The 20,632-nt window shown below is 45.2% G+C and carries 19 protein-coding genes and 2 pseudogenes; 7 read left to right on the forward strand and 14 right to left on the reverse strand.

The window, feature by feature from the left end; all coding sequences use genetic code 11:
* Positions 1-61: 61 nt before the first annotated feature.
* Both thrS and DFP97_RS12960 read right to left on the reverse strand, forming a co-directional pair.
* Positions 62-1,979, reverse strand: a pseudogene (thrS, locus tag DFP97_RS12955) (threonine--tRNA ligase).
* A gap of 367 nt (positions 1,980-2,346) precedes the next feature.
* On the reverse strand, positions 2,347-3,132 hold the full coding sequence (locus DFP97_RS12960; protein WP_114380405.1) for a helix-turn-helix domain-containing protein: 786 nt from the start codon (positions 3,130-3,132) through the stop codon (positions 2,347-2,349).
* A gap of 104 nt (positions 3,133-3,236) precedes the next feature.
* Between DFP97_RS12960 and pyk the strand changes: the two genes are divergently transcribed.
* Positions 3,237-4,652 (forward strand): pyruvate kinase, encoded by a 1,416-nt coding sequence (gene pyk, locus DFP97_RS12965; RefSeq protein WP_114380406.1) that lies wholly within the window; start codon positions 3,237-3,239, stop codon positions 4,650-4,652.
* On the opposite strand, the gene DFP97_RS32265 is transcribed toward pyk, so the two are convergent.
* A complete protein-coding gene (locus DFP97_RS32265; RefSeq protein ID WP_425453525.1) occupies positions 4,565-4,975 on the reverse strand; it encodes a TIGR02391 family protein in 411 nt (136 codons plus the stop codon). The genes pyk and DFP97_RS32265 overlap by 88 nt on opposite strands.
* Before the next feature lie 75 nt (positions 4,976-5,050).
* Positions 5,051-6,724: a cellulase family glycosylhydrolase gene (locus DFP97_RS12975; RefSeq protein ID WP_114380630.1), complete on the reverse strand. Its 1,674-nt coding sequence runs from the start codon at positions 6,722-6,724 to the stop codon at positions 5,051-5,053.
* 420 nt (positions 6,725-7,144) lie between these two features.
* Here DFP97_RS12975 and DFP97_RS12980 point away from each other — a divergent pair.
* The 3 genes and pseudogenes from DFP97_RS12980 to DFP97_RS12990 form a co-directional block, all read left to right on the forward strand.
* Positions 7,145-7,306: pseudogene (locus DFP97_RS12980) on the forward strand (alpha-L-fucosidase); the annotation flags it as partial.
* A gap of 222 nt (positions 7,307-7,528) precedes the next feature.
* Entirely contained in the window at positions 7,529-7,825 is a 297-nt protein-coding gene (locus tag DFP97_RS12985) for a hypothetical protein (protein WP_114380408.1), read from the forward strand.
* Positions 7,826-7,967: 142 nt separating this feature from the next.
* Positions 7,968-8,342, forward strand: coding sequence for a hypothetical protein (locus tag DFP97_RS12990; RefSeq protein ID WP_114380409.1), 375 nt, complete (start codon positions 7,968-7,970; stop codon positions 8,340-8,342).
* A gap of 54 nt (positions 8,343-8,396) precedes the next feature.
* On the opposite strand, the gene DFP97_RS12995 is transcribed toward DFP97_RS12990, so the two are convergent.
* Together DFP97_RS12995 and DFP97_RS13000 are read right to left on the reverse strand one after the other, a co-directional pair.
* A complete protein-coding gene (locus DFP97_RS12995) occupies positions 8,397-9,758 on the reverse strand; it encodes a hypothetical protein (protein ID WP_114380410.1) in 1,362 nt (453 codons plus the stop codon).
* Positions 9,759-9,945: 187 nt separating this feature from the next.
* Positions 9,946-10,338, reverse strand: coding sequence for a hypothetical protein (locus tag DFP97_RS13000; protein ID WP_147275052.1), 393 nt, complete (start codon positions 10,336-10,338; stop codon positions 9,946-9,948).
* A gap of 213 nt (positions 10,339-10,551) precedes the next feature.
* On the opposite strand from DFP97_RS13000, the gene DFP97_RS13005 reads away from it, so the two are divergent.
* Positions 10,552-12,039 (forward strand): alpha/beta hydrolase family protein, encoded by a 1,488-nt coding sequence (locus tag DFP97_RS13005; protein WP_181873498.1) that lies wholly within the window; start codon positions 10,552-10,554, stop codon positions 12,037-12,039.
* 174 nt (positions 12,040-12,213) lie between these two features.
* Here DFP97_RS13005 and DFP97_RS13010 read toward each other — a convergent pair whose 3' ends face one another.
* Together DFP97_RS13010 and DFP97_RS13015 are read right to left on the reverse strand one after the other, a co-directional pair.
* A complete protein-coding gene (locus DFP97_RS13010) occupies positions 12,214-12,996 on the reverse strand; it encodes a squalene/phytoene synthase family protein (protein WP_114380632.1) in 783 nt (260 codons plus the stop codon).
* Between the two features lie 248 nt (positions 12,997-13,244).
* Complete coding sequence (locus DFP97_RS13015) at positions 13,245-13,610, reverse strand: winged helix-turn-helix transcriptional regulator (RefSeq protein ID WP_114380634.1); 366 nt, start codon at positions 13,608-13,610, stop codon at positions 13,245-13,247.
* 382 nt (positions 13,611-13,992) lie between these two features.
* On the opposite strand from DFP97_RS13015, the gene DFP97_RS13020 reads away from it, so the two are divergent.
* On the forward strand, positions 13,993-14,658 hold the full coding sequence (locus DFP97_RS13020) for an MFS transporter (RefSeq protein WP_220271158.1): 666 nt from the start codon (positions 13,993-13,995) through the stop codon (positions 14,656-14,658).
* Positions 14,659-14,833: 175 nt separating this feature from the next.
* Here the strand turns inward: DFP97_RS13020 and DFP97_RS13025 are convergent, their stop codons facing one another.
* From DFP97_RS13025 to DFP97_RS13050, 6 genes are all read right to left on the reverse strand, one after another.
* Positions 14,834-15,382, reverse strand: a complete 549-nt coding sequence (locus tag DFP97_RS13025) for a methylated-DNA--[protein]-cysteine S-methyltransferase (RefSeq protein ID WP_114380414.1) — start codon at positions 15,380-15,382, stop codon at positions 14,834-14,836.
* Entirely contained in the window at positions 15,366-15,959 is a 594-nt protein-coding gene (locus DFP97_RS13030) for a bifunctional transcriptional activator/DNA repair enzyme AdaA (protein ID WP_114380415.1), read from the reverse strand. The genes DFP97_RS13025 and DFP97_RS13030 overlap by 17 nt, the downstream gene beginning before the upstream one ends.
* A 116-nt stretch (positions 15,960-16,075) precedes the next feature.
* Positions 16,076-17,005 carry a CDP-alcohol phosphatidyltransferase family protein gene (locus tag DFP97_RS13035; protein ID WP_114380416.1) on the reverse strand — a complete coding sequence of 310 codons (930 nt, stop codon included), beginning with the start codon at positions 17,003-17,005 and terminating at the stop codon, positions 16,076-16,078.
* A 31-nt stretch (positions 17,006-17,036) separates the two neighbouring features.
* On the reverse strand, positions 17,037-18,098 hold the full coding sequence (locus tag DFP97_RS13040; RefSeq protein WP_114380417.1) for an iron-containing alcohol dehydrogenase family protein: 1,062 nt from the start codon (positions 18,096-18,098) through the stop codon (positions 17,037-17,039).
* A gap of 13 nt (positions 18,099-18,111) precedes the next feature.
* Positions 18,112-18,846: a phosphocholine cytidylyltransferase family protein gene (locus tag DFP97_RS13045; RefSeq protein ID WP_245976182.1), complete on the reverse strand. Its 735-nt coding sequence runs from the start codon at positions 18,844-18,846 to the stop codon at positions 18,112-18,114.
* Positions 18,834-19,856: a CotS family spore coat protein gene (locus DFP97_RS13050; RefSeq protein WP_181873499.1), complete on the reverse strand. Its 1,023-nt coding sequence runs from the start codon at positions 19,854-19,856 to the stop codon at positions 18,834-18,836. Before DFP97_RS13050 ends, DFP97_RS13045 begins: the two co-directional genes overlap by 13 nt.
* 258 nt (positions 19,857-20,114) lie before the next feature.
* Here DFP97_RS13050 and speD point away from each other — a divergent pair, with 258 nt between their 5' ends.
* Entirely contained in the window at positions 20,115-20,486 is a 372-nt protein-coding gene (speD, locus tag DFP97_RS13055) for an adenosylmethionine decarboxylase (RefSeq protein ID WP_114380419.1), read from the forward strand.
* Positions 20,487-20,632: the final 146 nt, after the last annotated feature.

Genomic DNA, 20,632 nt, shown 5'->3' on the forward strand with positions numbered 1-20,632 from the left:
AAAAAGCCCTTATTTCACAGAAATCGGGCATGGCCGTTCCTTGAAATAAGAGCTTTTAATTTTAATGCTTGGCCCGGGCTTCATCTATAATGCGTTCGATTAGCTCTTGAATGGTAAGCGAGCCGAGGTCACCCTCGCCCCTTTTCCTTAATGCCGCTGTACCGGAATTTTTCTCGTTCTCACCCAATACAACCGTGTAGGGCACCTTTTCAAGCCCCGCCTCCCGAATTTTATAACCCAGCTTTTCATTGCGTATATCCATTTCGGTACGTATGCCCGCTTCATCTAACGACCTCTTCACTTGCAAAGTGTACTCGTTATATTTATCCGAGACCGGCAGGAGCTTTACTTGAACCGGAGCAAGCCACAATGGAAAGGCACCTGAGAAATGCTCCGTCAAAATACCGATAAATCGGTCAATGGATCGATCCATACACGGCACGGTGTATAACGACCGGACGGTGCTTCAGGCTATCCTCGCCAATATAGGACAGATCGAACTTTTCCGGCATTTGAAAATCCAGTTGTATCGTCCCGCACTGCCAGCTGCGCTTCAGAGCATCAAAGATATGAAAATCAATTTTCGGTCCATAAAATGCGCCTTCGCCTTCATTTACCCGATATTGAATATTGCGGATGTCCAGCACGTTGCGAAGCGATTGCTCCGCCTGATTCCATAACTCTTCCGAGCCCATTGAATCTTCAGGCCTAGTCGACAGCTCGATCTTGTATTCAAAGCCGAATACCTGATAGATATGATCGATTAAGGATATGACACGGCTTATTTCTTCTTCAATCTGATCAGGACGTACGAATAGATGGGCATCATCCTGACAAAATGTACGCACCCGCATCATGCCGTTCAGCGCACCGGAATACTCGTGGCGATGTACTTGACCGAACTCGGAGATACGAATCGGCAGCTCCCGGTAGGAGTGCAAATTGTTTTTGAAAATCAGCATATGACCTGGACAGTTCATCGGCTTGAGTGCAAATGTCGTATCGTCAACGTTTGTGAAATACATATTTTCTTTGTAGTGCTCCCAGTGTCCCGATTGCTCCCAAAGCCGATTGTTCATCATAAAAGGAGTCCGAACCTCTTCGTAATCCCGCTGCCGTTGGAGCTCACGCGCAAAGTTCTCCAGCTCCGTCCGCAGGGTCATCCCCTTTGGAAGGTAGAACGGCATGCCGGGCGCTTCCTCAGAGAACATGAACAAGCCAAGTTCCTTGCCGAGCTTGCGGTGGTCGCGTTTCTTCGCTTCCTCCAGAAGATGCAAATGCTCATCCAGCTGGGCTTTCTTAGGAAAGGAGGTGCCATAAATCCGTTGAAGCATTTTATTATCGGAATTTCCTCGCCAATAGGCACCTGCAACATTCAGCAGCTTGAAAGCCTTTATTCGCCCTGTCGACGGTAGATGCGGCCCGCGGCAAAGATCAATAAACTCACCTTGCTCGTACACCGTAATGACCGCGTCCTCCGGCAAATCACGAATCAATTCCAGCTTCAGCGCATCTTCAAGCCGCTCAAACAAACTTGTAGCTTCTTTCCGGCTTACAACTCTACGAATGATTGGCAGGTTTTCTTGGATAACCATCATCATTTCCTCTTCGATAGCAGCAAGATCATCAATCGATAATGGTTTTTCCATATCGATATCATAGTAGAATCCATCCTCGATAACCGGCCCGATTCCAAGCTTTACAGCCTTTTCCCCGTAAATGCGTTTAATAGCCTGTGCCATAACATGGGCCGTACTATGCCGGTAAAGTTGCAGTCCGTCCCTGCTGTCCAGCGTTACAATCTCCACATGGCTGTTCTCATTGATAGGCTCAGCCAAATCGACGAGTCTGCCGTTTATTTTGCCTGCTACCGCATTTTTTTTCAAACCGGTGCTGATTGATCCCGCTAATTGTTCCACGGTCGTACCCTGAAGATACTCCTTAACTGTTCCGTCTGGCAATGTAATCGTAATACCCATCTTGCAGCCTCCAATCGATTTAGTAGAACGCAAAAAAAACGCATCTCTCCACAAAGGGACGAGTGCGTTCAGCTCGTGGTTCCACCCTCATTCGATCCGCGGCTTCCGTATCTGGCTATCGCGACAGAACTTCATCCAAAACAAGATCCTTATTGAGCATCCTGTAACGGGGATGAGACGGTGCCATTTACTGCCGGGATGCATCCATCGACGGGTTCAATGACACGGCTGCAAAGGGGTAATCTCACAACCGGTTGCTGGAGAAGCTTTCAGCTATAGCCTCTCTCTCTGGACAGCCCGTGCAGGAAATCATGTCTTTGGTCATTGCCTATTTATGGATAAATTGTAATCTGAATATTTAGAGAAGTCAACCGTTCGTCGATGATCTTTCATGCAAAAAGTCGGAGGGTGCTCTGCCCGTGCTCCGCTTAAAGACGCGATGGAAGTAAGAAACATCGTTATAGCCCAAGTAGTCGGATATTTCGGTAACCGTCAGCTGAGATTCCGTAAGCATGTAGACCGCCGTCTTCATCCGCACATTATGAACATACCCGCTGATCGTTTGGCTGGTGACCGTTTTGAATAAGGTTGCCGCATAGTTGGGGGTTGTCATGATGACATCGCCAAGCTCCTCTTTGGTCACTTTTTCGCGATAATGGGTCTGAATATATTGCTTCATGCTGTCGACACGCCGGTGCTTTTCCGAAGAAATGACACCTCGGTCCCTTTCCTGATTCAACAAAACCAAAGCCTCTGTCAACAGCGCTTCCGCCATGATTTCATAGTAGGCCGGCCGTTCCTTCCATTGATGCAGCATTCCTCTCAATCGTTCATGAATAATCTCGTAGCACCCCAACCGTTGCTTGAACGGCTCGTGCAGATGAAGAATAGGCAGCCTGCTGTCAGCCGCTGTTTTTCTAAAGTTCACGACAAATTTGGTATGCACGACTGTAGGTATGCTTTTCCCGTAATACGGGATATGACCGGGAATGAGCAGCAGATCGCCCTTTTCCAAAATAATCTTTTCGTGGTTAACCCAATATACGCATTTACCGTAGGTCACTAGAACGAGGTGGAAAGCCACTTTCCGGCCTAATCCCTCTTCATACCAATCCCCGCCGTTATCTTGATGCATATCTGTAATTGCAATCATAGGGTCGCTCCTTGACCGAATACTATAATACATTCATTGTACTATAGTTCATAGTCTCTTTCGAGCATACGCGCTACAATAAAAAAAACGAGGAGGCCTTCAACATGCAAAAAACAAAAATTATTTGTACAATGGGACCCGCTTGCGATTCCGTTTCGACGATCAAAGAAATGATCAAAGCGGGAATGACCGTTGGCAGATTGAATATGGCTCACGGCGAATTAGAGGATCACATCAAGCGGATGGAAAATATACGTCAAGCTGCACGGGAATTGAACACATTTGTACCGGTGTTAATGGATATTAAGGGACCAGAGGTGCGGATCGGAAAACTGAAAGAGGCATCCTGCGAGCTTGTAATCGGTGAAGAGCTTATTTTGACAACGGAGGACATTCTTGGCGATGCGGGCCGTATCTCCGTCAATTATTCAGAGCTTCCGCTCGTGGTGAGGCCGAATGACCGGATTCTAATCGATGACGGACTCGTTGACCTGACGGTTGTTTCCGTAACGAATACAGAAATTCATTGCAAAATCATCAACGGCGGAATATTGAAGCCGCGCAAAGGCGTCAACCTGCCGGGAATTAAAACGACGCTGCCCGGCGTGACGGAGCGCGACGTAAAACATATCGAGTTCGGTATCAAGCACAATATTGAAATCATTGCAGCGTCGTTCGTACGAAAGGCTGAAGATATTTTGGAAATCCGCAGAATATTGGAGGAGAACAACGCCGGACACGTTCAAATCATTTCAAAAATCGAAAACGAAGAAGGCATGATTAATCTCGATGCCATTATTGAAGCATCCGACGGCATCATGGTCGCACGGGGTGACCTCGGCGTTGAAGTGCCGATCGAAGATGTCCCGATGATGCAAAGAGAAATGATCAGCAAATGCAACCTGGTAGGAAAACCGGTTATCGTCGCAACGCATATGCTTGAATCGATGCAGCAAAACCCGCGCCCGACAAGAGCGGAGGTTAGCGATGTTGCCAATGCGGTACTGCAAGGAGCAGACGTTGTTATGCTCTCCGGCGAGACGGCTGCCGGTAAATATCCGGTCCTGTCGGTTCAGACCATGGCGACAATCGCCAAAAAGGCTGAGTCGATGATCGACTATAAAGAACAATTCGATAAGAGAAGAGCTCAGCAAAGCACGAATATTACAGAGGTGATCAGCCAAGGCGTCGTCAGCTCCTCACTCGAGCTAAACGCCCAAGCGATCCTCACCTCTACGGAAAGCGGATTTACCGCGCGTATGGTGTCCAAGTATCGTCCGAAAGCGCCTATTATCGCCATTACGCAGCATGACCATGTATTGCCGAAGATCTGTCTGCTCTCCGGTGTTATTCCTATCAAAGGTGACAGCGTTTCGACCACGGATGAAATGTTCGAGTCCGCAACTCGCAACGCCGCACTAACGGGACTTATTCAGCCTGGAGATACCGTTATTCTATCTGCCGGAGTACCTATCGGGCAGGCCGGAGCTACGAACCTTATAAAGGTGCAGCAGGTATAAGAAGCATTGCAAACCGTAACCGGCTGACTCCGTTCTCTATCGATACTCACCCTTGAACAGGCTCGAACGCACCACAATTCTGAAATAGAGCTAGAAACTAGCTCTATTTCCCTCAAACTAACCAATATTGCACGCATATATCCATCTTGGATATTCCGTTCGGATTCATTACTGAGATCACTTAATTTTATTTGTGGGTTATTTTTAGTAAACGCTTGTTGCATTAAATCTGCCCCATCTTTTTCTTGATTCGTAATACTCTTGTCTCTTTGGTAAAATAGTCCAATGATCGTTTTCCTTTCATTATCGGGTTTTACACAAATCTATATTTCTGCGGAAAGGGAGTCCGCCTTAAGCACATGAGCAAGGAAGGACTCCCTTTTTCCTCAAATTGAGCTCTACGAAGCTGTGCCTGTAATGCTCGTACCGTTCTTCGTAATCTTATACTCGATAATTGCGCCGCTCCAGAAGTGGAACTTCAGAATGACCACGCCATCGTTCACTTCATTGAAGAAACCTTGCGTCAATTTGATTTCATTCGATGCATAAGAAGGTAAGTAGTTCCGGCCGAACTCCTTGAACGAAGTCCAGTTATGCGGACCGGCGTTGCCCCCTGTGGCGTATACGGCCTCCATCGTGGCAAGACGGTCACCGTTGAAGGATGTTGGAATCGCAAAGCTTCCGGTTGTACCTTCCGCGTTTTGCAGGACCGGCGTGTCATTGTACAATACATGGAAGGTCCAATCGGCGCCCTTGTTGAATCGGGTCGTCAATAAGGCAACCTCGCCGAGTTCGGCCGAATCGGTCAGCTTGGCGAGATAATCAGCCTTGAGGGTCAGGTCTTCGCCGTTCAACACATAATCCGTGCCTCTAATCAATTCGTAGTCTCCGTTTTTGATGCTGGTCAAAACATTGCCGTTCAAGTTCACATGGACGACGGTGTCCTGAGCTGCCGCGTCTTTCCTGACAAAGATCAGATCGGATTCGCCGGTGGAAGAGCGGCCCTTCAAGCTGACCTTGATCAAATTGTAAAGCTCCGGATCTCTCCACTGAAGCGCTCTGCGGTCAAAACGCCCGCCGTTGTCCCACAGCATAAGGGTAATTTTGTTCTCTACGGATTTAGAGGTGAAATACTCGATAAACTTCAACATCTCGCCATGCTGGGGCACACCGTCAGCTGCATCCCAGCCGAGCAGTCCGTATTCGCCTACAATAACGGGAATTCCTTTCGATACGAACGCATCGTATACATTGCTAATCGTTGTATCGACATCCTTAATCGCGTCGCCTTCAAACTTCGTGTAGTTCGCAATGTTCACACCGAAATGCCATAAGCCGTAGTAATGAACTGTAGCGATCAAATTCGGATCGTTTAGCTTGGCAATCGTATTTACAAGAGAATCCACACGCAATTTCTCGGCATTGCAATATAATGTCGGCAGCACAAGCGGACGAACGTCATTGTTGCCACCCGACTGTCTTACAAGATGGACGAAGGTTGTGTTAATCTCATCAAGATATTCGAGCTGCTTCGTTGTATCTACGTCTAAAAATTCCGGTTCGTTGATGCTTTCAAACATCAGCTTATTGGAATGATTCTTGAAGCGGTCGGCAATTTGCGTCCATATGGCGGTATACCGAGCCATTACTTCATCATGATTCGCCGGCATCGTTCTGAGCCACTTCCAAGCGTCGTGGTGAACGTTGATCATGACATACAGACCCTCTTTGAGCGACCAATCGACAACTTCCTGAACCCGGTTCATCCAATCCGGATTGATTGTATAGTCCGGTGCGCCGCCCATCCGTTTATCCCATGTAATCGGAATACGAATGCTTTTGAACCCCTGCTTCTTAATTTCCTTAATAAATTCTTTGGTGACGCGCGGGTTGCCCCAAGCCGTCTCGTCACCTTCTGTCGTCGGATCATTCGGGTTAAATGCATCGAATGTATTGCCCAGGTTCCATCCCGGCTGCATCGCGCTGACATAGGACTGCATCGGGGTTTCTTTCTCGGAAGCTGCGGCCGGACTGAGGGGCGAGAAAAGCGCAAGCAGCAAGGAAACGGCCATGACTACGGATAAATACGATCTCTTTGTGTTCACTAAAATTCTCCTTTGGTTTCATAGATTTAATGACCTTGCATATGAGCAGCATTATAAATGACAGTAAAACTTTGGATGAAATCCTTCCATGAATGCGGCACAGCAGTGTCACGAAACGAACCAGCTTACAGCGCAGATGCGACTGCGGTTCGATGTAGTTTTCATGCACCCCCTCAGTAGAATGTAAGCGGTTCTATTTTATTGTAACTATATGTCATTCCTGATAATACATAAAAAAATCACCTAAAAAACCACTAAAAATTCGATTTTCATAGCCTTCTCTCTCCGTTTCCCTCCGAGACTGGTTAACAATCTGCAAAATAATATGAGTAATATCCATTCTTTGCAGCATGGCAGTTTAACGGAAAAAGTAGGCATTCCGTACCCGCTTTCAATAACGAATGGTACCCGCGCAATATGTACATGAAAGTTTCTGAGGAAAAAGAGCATCACATCCGTACCTACGGAGAACACAAGCAGTTCGGGCACAAGGATTTTATTCCGATGTTCAAGGCTGAGCGCTTCGACGCAGAAGCGTGGACCGAATGAACCGGTGGCAAGCGGCGACTTCTACTGGCCGGCGATGCCGCCGGCTTCGTGCTTAAAGAAAATACTTACGGTTTAAGTTCAATCGCCAGACAGTTGGCGTACGGCGTCGGCCGACGTTCCGGCAGTGAAACGATCAGAGCTCCATACGACTGTTCGAACGGAATAGAGAGTCCAATTAGAGGATAACAATAAGGAATATTATTTTACAGGAAGGGAAGAAACATGAAAAAAGAACATACTGTCCATTTCAAGGTGATCCGCGGAACGGAAACAACGCTGCTAACCGGCCTAATCTATTTAGAGGAAAACCAGCAGCCTACGCTTCAGGATTTCGAACAATGCCTGAAGCAATGCGGACACGATGTGCATATCGAAAATAAGGAGCAGTTTATTTTCAGGTCGAACAAGCCCGGCGAGGATTACTTAATCGATGTGCTGGAGAATTATAAACCGAACGCAAAGGACCTGCCAGCCGAAAATTTAGCAAAAAGCTTCATGAAGAAAGATACTTTTCTTTAGATCCATCAACGAAGAAGGACTAGTCCTATGCCAACAATAAGACTTTGGAAATATTTCCACATGATATACGGTATGGTACGCTTTTCATATTATAAAACACCAAGCCTCATACAAGGTGCAAATAACTGAAAAGTGGTGGATCATGAATTCAGCAGAAATGAACATTATTATTGTCGTCGTCCTTATTTCACTATCCATTTGCTTTCTCACCTTCATGGTAATCCGGCAATCCTTTCAAGCCAACCGTGAAGTAAAACATATTTTAAAACACGGCGTACCGGCTGAAGCAACCATCAGTTCCCTTCGGCAAACGAACATTGAAATTAATGGGCATCCCGAGGTTTATATCGGATTAACCATTCCCAGGGAGCATGCCGAGCCTTATCGTACGATTATTAAGGCCGTCATATACATCGTCAACATCCCTCAATATGAGCCCGGCCGCAAGGTCCAAGTAAAGATGCTGGAAGCAGACGGGAAGATCAAGGTCGCTTTAGAAGGCGTTCAAGTATTCTAATGCAACGCACAAAATAAAAAGGCGGCGATCCGAGGATCGTCGCCCTTTTGTTGTTTAGTTCGCAGCCGTAATACCATAGCTGGAGCCGTAATACTGATTGCTATGGCCCCAATATTTGTAGCTGTAGTAGTACCAGTAATTGTTGTAGTAGTTTTCCCAGGTGTAAGGATTGTACGTGAGCGGGATTTCATACGAGCCGCCATAAGCAGAGCCTGTTGTAGTCGGCAGTTCAAAGTGCACGAAAAGCTCCTGCTTCGCACCTAGAATCACTCCATGGCTGCTGGAATAGTATCCATAATAGTTATCGCTGTATTGGTAATTACCAGCCGATTTATGTACCTGAATATCGGTTCCCCAAGGATATTGGTAAACATATACATTTAGATTCGTACCTGAATCATAACCATAATACGCTTTGTAGCCGTAATAATGACTCCAATTCTGGTATTGCATGTTAGACAGGGTAATGGCTTGGGCATTACCGTTCTCGTCGGTCAAATCAATCTTAAATTCTCCATTAGGATCAAAAACGTCTGAAGTCGACGCATATAAATTGAAGTATTCAGTTGTGCTCTTTTGGTGGTATTCACGGACGAGATTACCGTACCAGCCATATTCCTGGTAATGATATTCGTTGTCTGCATCATAGGAGTAATGAGACTGATACGATACCGATTTTAAGCTGTCTACCACTTGAACCGAGAACGAAGCTTCGTTATTTGCATTGTTGTAATCTGCAGGTGCAACGTCAGAAATAACCGCACGCAGGTTGTAATCTCCCGCTTCGGCAAGCTGAAGTGCGAACGCGACCGATTTCGAGCCACCCTTCTCGACAATGACACCGTTCGCAACGTCAAGCACTTGCTCTCCGTTCAGAATGGTTACCTTGGCACTGGCGCCCACATCCAAATTAGACTCCTTTAACGCAGCATTGACGGTAAACGGCACGTTTACTTTCGTTTGCTCAGGAGCAGTTACCTCTTTAAATGAAAGATCCGGACGAAGCAATACGGTAACGGAACCGGAAAGGTTTTTCTCGCTTACCGTTTGTGCGTTTTTAACCGCTACTTTCGTTTCGAGAACCTGATACCGGTCCACGTCTTTCAGTGCGATTGCCGCAACACCCGACGGCGATGCGATATCGAAACTATTGTGCGTATATTCGTGAATGCCGTCTGTCGAGAATGACTTCAATTGCACTTTTTTTAGCGATTCTGGGGCCGTAAAACCGATTTCCTTCGGGCTAACCGAAATATACAAATCCGTTAGCTCTTGTCCTTTCAAAGCGGTAAGAGATAAATTATACGGATCCTTCGCGCCATTCGCCTTTGAAGCTGGAGCCGCCGCTGCTGCAACGCTAAAACATAACGACAAGGCTGCAGAAAGTAGTACCATAGTAATACGTTTTGCAAACATGAAACTAGTTCCCCTCTCAAAACTACCAAATTAGTCCTATTGGACTAGGTAAATATACCAGTAGTTTCATTGGAAAACAATAGATACGTAGATTTATATCTATTTATGTAGAAAAATATAATAATGCCGCCTACGATCACATTATAAAACAAGAGGTATGACTCAACTGTCATACCTCTTGTTTAGTTTATTCTTTTTTCGTCAAACGCAATATTAGAAATATCCCTTCAACGACTAAGCCAACAACAAAGCCTGCCGCCACCGCCTCTAAGAAAATAACGAAGCTAATCAGGTCTTCCCAGCCCGTAGCATCGCGTGAATAGATCGCCATTAGGACAAGGCCGGCAACAACTCCTATGTTGGAGCATAACCACAGCTTTCGTGTACCAAGCCACCCTGTAAAACCAAAAAAGACCGAAAGTATAATGGCAAGCAGCATAAACCGAAAAGCGAGCGTGCCGTTAAACGGCTGGCCTAATACGACAAAACGAATCATCCATAACAGGATGCTAAGCAACAAAGACGACGCTCCTGCCAAAACACACCACCGGCTGCTTCTTGCTGCGGGAATCCAACTCATTTCTGAATAACCCCTCTCCTATAGAACACCTCTTGTTTATATTAACGTATGCTGCGCTTACATTGTTTCGTACACCGAGATACTTAGAAAGCCATGCATGCGCTTTTATTCCGACTTAAGTCCAGTTTTCACTAAGACCCTAATCTATTTCCTAGTCGCAGAATAAATTGTATACTCTAGCCGTTAGTGAATCACGTTCAAAGGATGTGCAAAATGAAACTTTTGGAATGGTCATTATTAATATTAGCTGCATGCATGCTCATTGCATTAAACTCAGGCCGGCTGACCCGTCTGCGGAAGCTAAATGTCTCTCTATCCGCTGCTGCTTGTTTAGTGCTCGCATCTCACTTCATTTATGATGGTTACCGCTGGCCGATGCTGCCGATTTATATCATGATTGGGCTGCTTACCTTCTTGCTGCTCCGAAAACACCCAAGCCGCGAAAGCATTGTGCGAAAGAAAAGCTGGATCATTGCTGTTCAGAGTTTTTTAACCTTCCTTTTCCTTATCGTCGCAACCTTATTCCCCCACCTGTTTCCTACCAAGCTATTTGACAAACCTACCGGGCCTTTTCAAATCGGAACTACTTCACGTTATTTAATCGACCCTAACCGCAGCGAGACGCTTTCACCAGATCCTAACGATAAAAGAGAGCTCTACCTCCAAATTTGGTATCCTGCCGGTGCAAACGAGTTGCATAAGGCAAGCTATGGAACGAACATGCCGGAAATAGTAGCTGCAGTCACACGAAATATGGAGCTTCCGTCCTTTTTATTCAGTCATTTAACATCTGCGGCCACCTATTCGGTTACAAATGCGGAGCTCTCCGCTCAAGAGCCCCAATATCCCGTCATCCTATTCTCCCATGGCCTTGGCCTGTATGGATTTCAAAACACGTTCCAGATGGAGGAATTAGCTTCGCACGGTTACATCGTGGCCGGCATACAGCATCCCTATCATTCTTTGTTAACCGTCTTTCCGGGCGGCCGTACGATTGCAGAGCAATCCTATGACTTATCGCGATTTGATCAATTTATCGAAATGAACAAAATGGTCACGGATATATGGGTGAAGGATGCCAGCTCTGCGCTAGATTACTTGGAAAAAATCAATATCGAGGACGCGGAGGGAATGTTCACCAATCGAATCGATATGACGCGTATAGGCATGCTGGGACATTCTGTCGGAGGGGCGGCAGCCGCACAGACCCTTCTCCTTGAACCCCGGGTCAAGGCTGCTGTTAATTTGGATGGAACGTTAACGGGTACAGGCGCAATACCCGATAAGGGTCTCCCCGGACCATTTATGCAGCTATCTGCAGAAAAAACCAGTATGTCGCAAATTGAATCCTCGGATTCAGTGGGAACGAATTATTGGGAAGAAGCAGGTATTTCTGAGGAGGAGTATAACAAATACATCGGCTTTCTCGATGTTTTCGAAAACAATCAAAGAAATGCCTTTCACAATGGTGGTTATCACGTTTGGCTAAAAGGAGCCTCGCATTATACGTTTACCGATATCGTATTGTATTCTCCGCTGGTGCCTTATATCCTAAAGGACAAAATCAATACGAAGCTTGCCCACCGCATAATAAATGAATACACATTAGCCTTCTTCAATAAATATTTGCGCCAAATGGATTCGCCTCTACTGCAACCCTCGTCATCAGATGTAGTCGAAGTAACCGTAAATAAAAGCTAGACTATCCTTTGCGATAGTCTAGCTCTCCTCTTCCGTTCGATGAAACCTCCACCTTAACTATAACTCAAGTTTTGAAGAGGTGTCCTCCCTCCATACTCAGTTCTAGATCACAGGAGTTCTGCAGCGAAGCATAAAAAAAGGCGGCCGACAAGCGGCACGCCTACTATCTATTCGTTACCCGGTTACCCGGCCCACAAGCTTCATAACAGCGTCCCGCGTCAGTTTGTTGCCGCCGGCTGCGATGAGGTTAACCGTTGCATGAGCAAGCGCTAGCGGTATTTTGCAAAAGCTCAGGGCCGGACCTTTCTTCAGATCCCCTATGTACTCATCGGCCAGCTTTAGATTGCGGCGCGTGTACTGAAGCATCTCCTTTTTTCCCCAGCCGTCAGGATAAAAGTCGACTCCGCGCTCAAGATCCTCCGTTCGGTTACGAAGAATATTAACCGCTTGCAGACCTCTGCCGAAGCCAACAGCCTTCACCATATCGGATTCCGTTCCGTCATGCCACAACCACAGCTCGGAAAGCATTTCCCCGACCATGCCTGCCACGCTATACGTATAACGGTCTAAATCGTCTTCCGTTTGGATTTTGAAATCTGCAGCAACCCATTCGCCCATTTGCTGCGCCATCATTGCAATATAACGATAAACAGTCGGAGCTATGGAGGAAGGGCAAAGAAGCGCCCACTCATGCACCCGCATCGAAACTGCTGGTAAGACGTCCTGATACGGTGTCAGTACTTTTTGCGCTGCTTCCGTTATATTGGGAGATTGGAATGCCTCGTGCATTCCGTTTAATAGCTCCACCTTCAATTGATCTGTGAGTTCTTCATGATCCTCTATTTCATCGATAGCCCGCATACACAGATATGCAGATGTTACAGCTTCCTTCAAGCCTGGCACTAAACGACTGATTGGAATATAAAAAGTGCGGCTCGTTTTCTGTAACATGGTCATGGCATCATTCAGGACGACGTTAATAATGAGCGTTCCCTCCAAAATAGCTTAACTTTTCGTTAATTATAACATAGGGATTGTACAGTCCCCAAATAAAAGGAATAACCGCTACCCGGCGACATTATTAGTCATTCTCTTATAACCAAATTTATATCACAAATATACAAAAAAAGCTTTCAGTAAACGTGCAGTCAAGCCTCATGTCCAATTAACCTTGCAGGACGACAACAGCAGTATATTTTGATTGATTAAATCATCGTTGGGTCAGTCGTTTTGGTGAAATCATGAAATTTTCCCTGAATAAATTTTTCTCCCCACTCACACATTTGATCCAAGATCGATTTCAGTGATTCTCCTATTTCAGTCATTTCATAGACCACTTTTGGGGGTACTTGATTGTAGACCGTCCGGAAGATAACTCCGTCTTCTTCCAGCTCCCGCAGTTGTTGAGTTAACATTTTTTGCGTAATGTCCGGCATTGCCTTTTTAAGCTCGTTCGTTCGTTTAGGCCCGTAGGACAAGTGGCACAAAATCAGTGTCTTCCACTTGCCTCCTATAACTTCGATCGTTGCTTCCGCCGGGATAGTGTATCTTCGCTTCGGTTGCGGTTCCATCATTGGATTCCTCCTGTTGATAAATGTAATTTCAAAGGTACTTTTCAGTACCTATATAACTTCGGGAAGTCATGAAAGGCTGCTGAGGTACAATTAAGACTTCGGGCTGCATGATGCCGATCTGGAAGGGGATGTTTCGAAATGAAGAAAAAAAATTCGAGTCTGCAAGGAAATAATGGCACTAAAATATCTTGGGGGGCTACTGTTCGTTCTGTGCGGTGCAATTTTCCTTGAAGGAATCGACGTGTCGATGATTGGTGTAGCTCTACCGTCGATCCGCACCGAGCTAGGTATGTCCACTAGCGCTCTGAGTTGGGTAGTGAGTGCCTATGTGCTTGGTTACGGTGGCTTCATGCTGCTGGGGGGGCGGGCCGCCTTTGTCGTGTTTGAGCGACGTTCAGCATCGCCGCTGATGCGACTCGGCATACTTCGTTCGGGCGCTCTCGTACGTGCCAATCTTGGTGCGATTTTGTTAGCTGGCTCCTTCTTCGGCTTTCAGTTCATCGCTGTCCTGTACCTTCAGGAACTGCGCGGTTGGTCAGCGTTCGAGACTGGACTCGCGCTCATGGTTATTGGCATCGATTCCGTACTCGCACCGACGCTCACACCGCGCCTTGTGAGCCGATTCGGCAACGTCCGGGTAATATTTTTTGGAGGCTTATGCATTGCCGCCGTGTCCTACGCCCTGTTCCTGCCGGTTAGCCTCGACTGGAGCTACGCGGCCATGTTTCCGACGATGATTCTTACCGGCATCGCTTTTGCGCTAACCTATGGGCCGCTCACCATCGCTGCCACGGACGGTATCGCGGAAGAAGAACAAGGGCTGGCCGGCGGTCTTCTTAGCACGTCGATTCAGTTCGGCGCAGCGCTCGGACTTTCAGTAGTGACCGCCGTCAGCATCATCGCTACTGGGGCCGACGGATCACCCCAGGCAATATTAGAAGGCTATCGAACCGCTCTATGGGTTCCGGTTGCCGCTGCCGTACTTGGTGCTGCCGTTACTGCAATCGGCCTCCGCAAGCGCAATATAGTCCAAAGCAACAATTAATGCACATAAGGGACAGGGCCCGTAAGAGTAAGTTATATTCTGAGGGTACTCACTTCGACGTCCCGAACAGCTGTCTAAGGCGCGAAGCCTTTCTGGCTCAAATAAACCTGATCAGCGGGGAAGTACTTGTAGAAAAACTAACTTTGCATCATGAAAATTGCGCTCTGCAAGTTGATTAGACATGCAGCGGCCCCCCTCCAACCAATGAGCTTTCATTTTCGAGCTTGAGTAGTTTAGTTTTCATATCCAAGCCGCCCCGATAACCGGTTAATGAGCCATTTTTTCCGATCACCCGATGGCACGGTACGGAGATTAATACCGGATTGGCACCGATAGCAGCTCCAACCGCACGTACCGAAGCCGGCTTCTCTATATCATTCGCAATATCGGAGTAGGATTGGGTTTGTCCATATGGAATCCCGCAGAGCGCGTTCCACACGGCGAGTTGAAATGCAGTGCCGCGGAAATCAAACGGTACGGAAAAGCTTTTGCGTTTCCCTTGGAAATACTCTCGCAATTCAGTCGCATACGGCTGTAATTTCTCATCATCTTGAACCAATACGCTGCCGCTAAATCTCCTGCTTGCCCAATCAGCCAATTGTTCGAATGGCTTATTCTGAGAGCCAACATAACAAAGCCCCTTTGAAGTTGCAGCCATATATAATTTCCAGTCTTCATGGACAAGAAGCGTCCAATGAATCGTCGAATTATTTTTTGCTTCCACTGTGAAGCACCTCCATTATATGTTTATTGCTATTTAACTGACGATAATCTGTGGGCGTATGCCCCGTTATTTTTTTGAACAGCGTTACGAAATAAGGTGTGTTCGTCATGCCTACGGCCTTGGCAATATCCGCAATCGCTTTATCCGAATCGGTCAGATACTCCATGGCCTTGGTTATTCTCGTTTGCTGGACATATTCGACCGGTGTTATTCCTTTGATCCGCTTGAATGTACGCTGCAGATGATAGGGGCTTCCATGGCACATATCCGCCAAGATATCCAGCGTTAGCGATTCTCTGTAATTCATGTCGATGTAATGTGTGATCTGAGCAACCCACTCGTGATCAGGCAAACGCCCGCCGGTCGGCTTGCATCGTTTGCATGGACGAAACTCAGCTGACAACGCTTGTTCGGCATTTTGAAATATACGCACATTTTCCTTATTTGGCGGTTTGGACTTACAAGACGGTCTGCAAAAAATACCGGTGGTCCTTACCGCGTATATAAACTTACCATCGTAAGCTGTATCATTGTTTATAATCGCTTGCCAATTTTCCTGGTTTATTCTATCTTCCATTTGGCTCACCTCTCCCTAAGTATACCCCCGATGATGGCCATCTGTACGCATTTGCTAATGTAATAGCAAGATATCGAAATAGTACGTTGCGTTCTCGTAAATGAAAAAAATCCGCGCTAATCGCGGATAGATAAGCTTTTTATTCGGTCAGTTAATAGGCTTAACTGTCGCCGGTAATCTACATTCATAAGCCACAGCTTATAAATAACAGCCGATTCAAACATGATCATTATAACAGAGCTAAAAATAACTCCTTCTTTGATAAGGCCCGTAACCGTAGCAATGATAAAAATAAACATTTGATATTCAATTCCGCTCATCAGATGCAATCGAACTCTTCTTTTTAAAAAGAATGCCCTTATTTTCAAATAAGACGGATGCCGGGTTACAACTTCCTTTAAAAAATCCTCTTTTATACTGATATCTTTTTTTCCTGCTTTTATATATTGCTGTGATCGCTTACCGTCTAGAATTTTGACCCATTTGGTATGCTTAATCATGACAGGCTTCTTATCCATTTGAAGTTTGCTATTCGCTTTATCAATTTTTTTACGCATTTCATTTAGCGATTTGTAGACAAGCAACGAATTCATGTATCGCGTACTGTCCAAAAAACAAATGAGAGCAGCCAAATAAAAATAATACACTTCTCCCGTTTGGTGATATTGACCAAGCATCAATGCAAAAGCACAAATGGCAACGCGGGTTCGGTCCAAAATATAATCCATCCATGCCCCATATATGGTACCCGTCTTTTTAAGACGAGAAATTTTCCCGTCCATGCAATCTAAAGTAAAGCTGATATGATAAAAAACCGCACCCGCGACTAACGAAACATAGGTACCCTGATAAAAATTAAAAGCGGCAATGAGGCCGGTCACAAATGCTAATAAAGTAAGTTGATTTGGGCTAATATTGGTGTAGTTGGCTATAGGAAGCATTAACCTTGAAGCGATTGGATCAACCAAATAAACGGTCCACCAGGCATCCCTTTTTTTATAAGAAGAATCTCTAATATCTTTCAAAGAATATTTTGTGGCAGCCATGAAGGCACACTCCTTATTATCTTATGGTGATTTAGGGTGAGAGAGGAAATACTTCATCTAATATATAATTAATTTGTTTCGTTTTTAGTTCCATTTCATTCAAAATGGTGTAGCGGTTTCGTATCGAAGGGGCTTTCTGAATCGCCAAGCACATCTCATCCTTTGTATAACCAATCTCCTTATAGTGCGTAGGAAGACCTAATATTTTGAAATGCTGTCTCATGTTGTTCCCAGAGTTATGGTCCCCTTGTAAATATTCAGAAATTAACATGGCTACAGCAACCTGTTCCCCGTGAAGCGCTTTTCCGCCGCAGTAATTATCCAGCGCATGGCTAATTAAATGCTCCGAACCGCTGCAAGGTCTGCTCGAACCTGCAATAGCCATGGCAATCCCGCTCATGATAATTGATTCAACCGTCATCTTCAGCAAAGCTGCTCTGCCTATGTTATTTTCATTAACGGAATTCAAAAAAATATCCACCGCATTATTGGCGATCATACAAGAAACAGTATCAATTTTTTCTTTATTCACTTGATGCGCCAGCTTCCAGTCAACAAGCGCTGTCTTATTGGAAAGCAGGTCCCCGATGCCGGCACAAAATAATCGATGGGGCGAACCGGCCACGATATCGAGGTCGATAACGACAGCCCACGGCATTCCGACTTCGATACTTATACTCTTAATTTGATTCACACGGATAGAAGCTACCGGCGAACAGACAGCATCACATGACAACGCTGTCGGTACCAGCATGACGGGCACATTCATTCTCGTGCCGACTACTTTGGATACATCGAGTACCTTTCCGCCCCCAACGCCGATAATCACCTCGGCATATTCCAGTCGTGTCTCAATTTCCAGCTCATCTATCGTCCGGAGAGTATTGTCAGTGCAGTATAAAGCCTTTATCTGTACCGGTTGCAATTTCATCGTAAGAATCAGCTGCTCGCTTATTTTGCGAGTCGCGCCTTTGCCGCTAATCACAACCACTCTCCGATTGGCCAACGAATCACAAATTTCACTTCCATACAATCGTTCAAATGCCTTGGGCTCGTAAATCAAATGCGCTGGGAGTCCCATCTTATTTGACATAGTAAGCCCCCCGCTACATAAGTTGTTTTGCGCATTCAAAATCACTTAGATCATCTATCTCAATCCAATGGTATCCTTCCGTACTCACAGCCCTAATTTCCACGTTTGCCGCACACGCTTCAAATACATTTTCATACCAACAGCTTGTTTCTCCCGCTTCAATTAACTCCAATGCTTTTTGATATAAAACAGCAAGATCCCGGGCAGCCAATTTAGAAATTCCAATATACTCGCCATCCGTACCTGTCAAACTCAATTGCTTGTTCACCAATCGTAAGCGGTTTCCATCCAGCTTTACTCTCATCGCTTCCTCGGTCAGCTCTTTTTGCCCATCAACCAATATGCATGTGGGGTGCTCTGCATTTAAAATTAACGAAATCATCCGATGATCATAAAAAAGATCCGAATTAATCAGCAATAAATCACCGCCCACAGCACGGCTAAGTAAAAAAGAATAAATATTGTTCATGGATTGATAGAACGGATTGTATATAAAATGAACCCCTGTTCCTTTAAAGTGCTTTTCAATTTCTTCGATTTTATGGCCGCCTATAATGTAAATATCTTCATATGCGAAACCGGACTTCATCACGCTCTCTACTTGGTACTGCACTAAAGGTTTATCATTGATCCTAATCATTGCTTTTGGACTGTTTGTCGTTAATGGACGCAAGCGACTACCGACTCCAGCTGCCAATATAACAACTTTCATACGCCTCTCCTGTTTAAAATCTTCTATTCCTTCCATATAGGTCCCATCCCAAGTTCGGTTATTTTTTGTTTATCTATCGCTATACAACGCTCAAATTCAATAAGAAGTGTTGCATGACCTTTTACATGGCTTGAATCAACAAAGTATTTCTGCGCCAATCGAATCGCTTTATGCGGAAAAATTTGATCCAGCAGAAGAAGCTCAAGTTCTTCCGGAGAAAGAGGACGGATTTGCTGGTAAGCATTCAATACCACTTGGAATCTCTCCCTGGACCATTCTCCAAAGGATTGTTTAATCAAAGTACAAAGATGGGATATATCTCGCATAGGAAGCGCTAGGCTGACGGTATCTAAATCGATGACGGTTAACTCGTTATGGTTATTGCGGAGAACATTAAGATGTGAATAATCGCCATGTCCAAGACGGGGATCATGCTTTATGGAGTCCAATAGAGTACGCAAAGCCGTTTGCGGAAGCTGTTCAAGCACCCAGTTGGCACGGGCTTGAAGCCACGGTAAATGACTTAAATAGACCTGTGAGAATGAATCCTCGCTTACACTAGCCTTTACCCGGAATTTTTCCATTTTTTTTATCTTTTTTTTATAGATTTTATTCCAATCCAAACGACTATCGGCAATCGGATTGCCTGAAGCAGCGTAGCCATGGGACGCCTCATGAAATTTGGCAAGCAGGATGGCCATTTTTTCGATCATTCCCGGCTCTGTATAGCTGGGATGCTCCCCTTCCAGCCATGGAAACAGCAGGAAACAGCCATAATTGACGTCTAGGTATGAAGTGCCATACAAAGTCGGAAGAACGGGTGTTACCGGAATCCCTTTCCCATGCATATAATCATTTACTGCAGCGATCACTGGGGCTCTGGCGCTTTTTTCCAAATATTTTAGGGCATATATGTTTGTATTGGTATCTGTTATCTTCCATACCTGCCTATCCGATTTACGTCTTATTCGAACCATGATTTCAGGTATAACACCATAATTTTTTTGTAAAATTTCCGAAATAACCTTTTTGTTTATCTCATTCATCGAATCCTCAACTCCCTTCTTGCCTAAGGATTCCTTGCTTATTTTATTAATATATGTTTCTTTCCGGGAAGAGCATGGACGTTTCGGTATTTTATTCATCGCCAAGGATGAGGAAGGCACTTTCTAACAAAATACTAACTAGAATTAGACATTCTACTAGATCAATTTCTACTTTTTTTTCATATTATATTTAGTGAAGTTGATAGACTTTCAATTCTGCTTTTTCATCTTCATTAAATCTTTGAGGGGAGATAGGATATGGAGTATTCGACATATGGAAGACATATTGCTCTTGACGTTTGGGGGGTGGATTTTTCGCTTCTGGATGATGTTGAATTTTTAAAACAAGGAATGATAGATGCAGCTGTGAAAAGTCGTGCAGATGTGTTATCAGTCACTTATAAAAAATTCGAGCCAAATGGCTGTACCGTTCTTATTCTTGTATCTGAAAGCCATCTTTCCATTCATACTTATCCAGAAGAAAAATTTGCAGCAATTGATTGTTTCACATGCGGAAAGAAAGTAGACCCCCAAATCGCTATCAATTATTTAATTGATATATTAAAACCTAAGAAAATGTATATGAAAAAACTAATTCGTGGTTTAGATGAAATAGTGATCATAGATTAAATGGAAAGCCTCCTGCTTCTTGAGGCCACTGAAGAACTTGCTTGTATTTTGAGTGACTGAATTAAGGATCAAAAAAGACGACGCTCATCTCGGTTATTGGGATGAGAAGTCGTCTTTTTCTTTGGAAAAGTGCTTGATCGATATGT

The sequence above is a fragment of the Paenibacillus prosopidis genome (assembly GCF_003337375.1).
In the GTDB taxonomy this organism is placed as follows: Bacteria; Bacillota; Bacilli; order Paenibacillales; family Paenibacillaceae; genus Pristimantibacillus; species Pristimantibacillus prosopidis.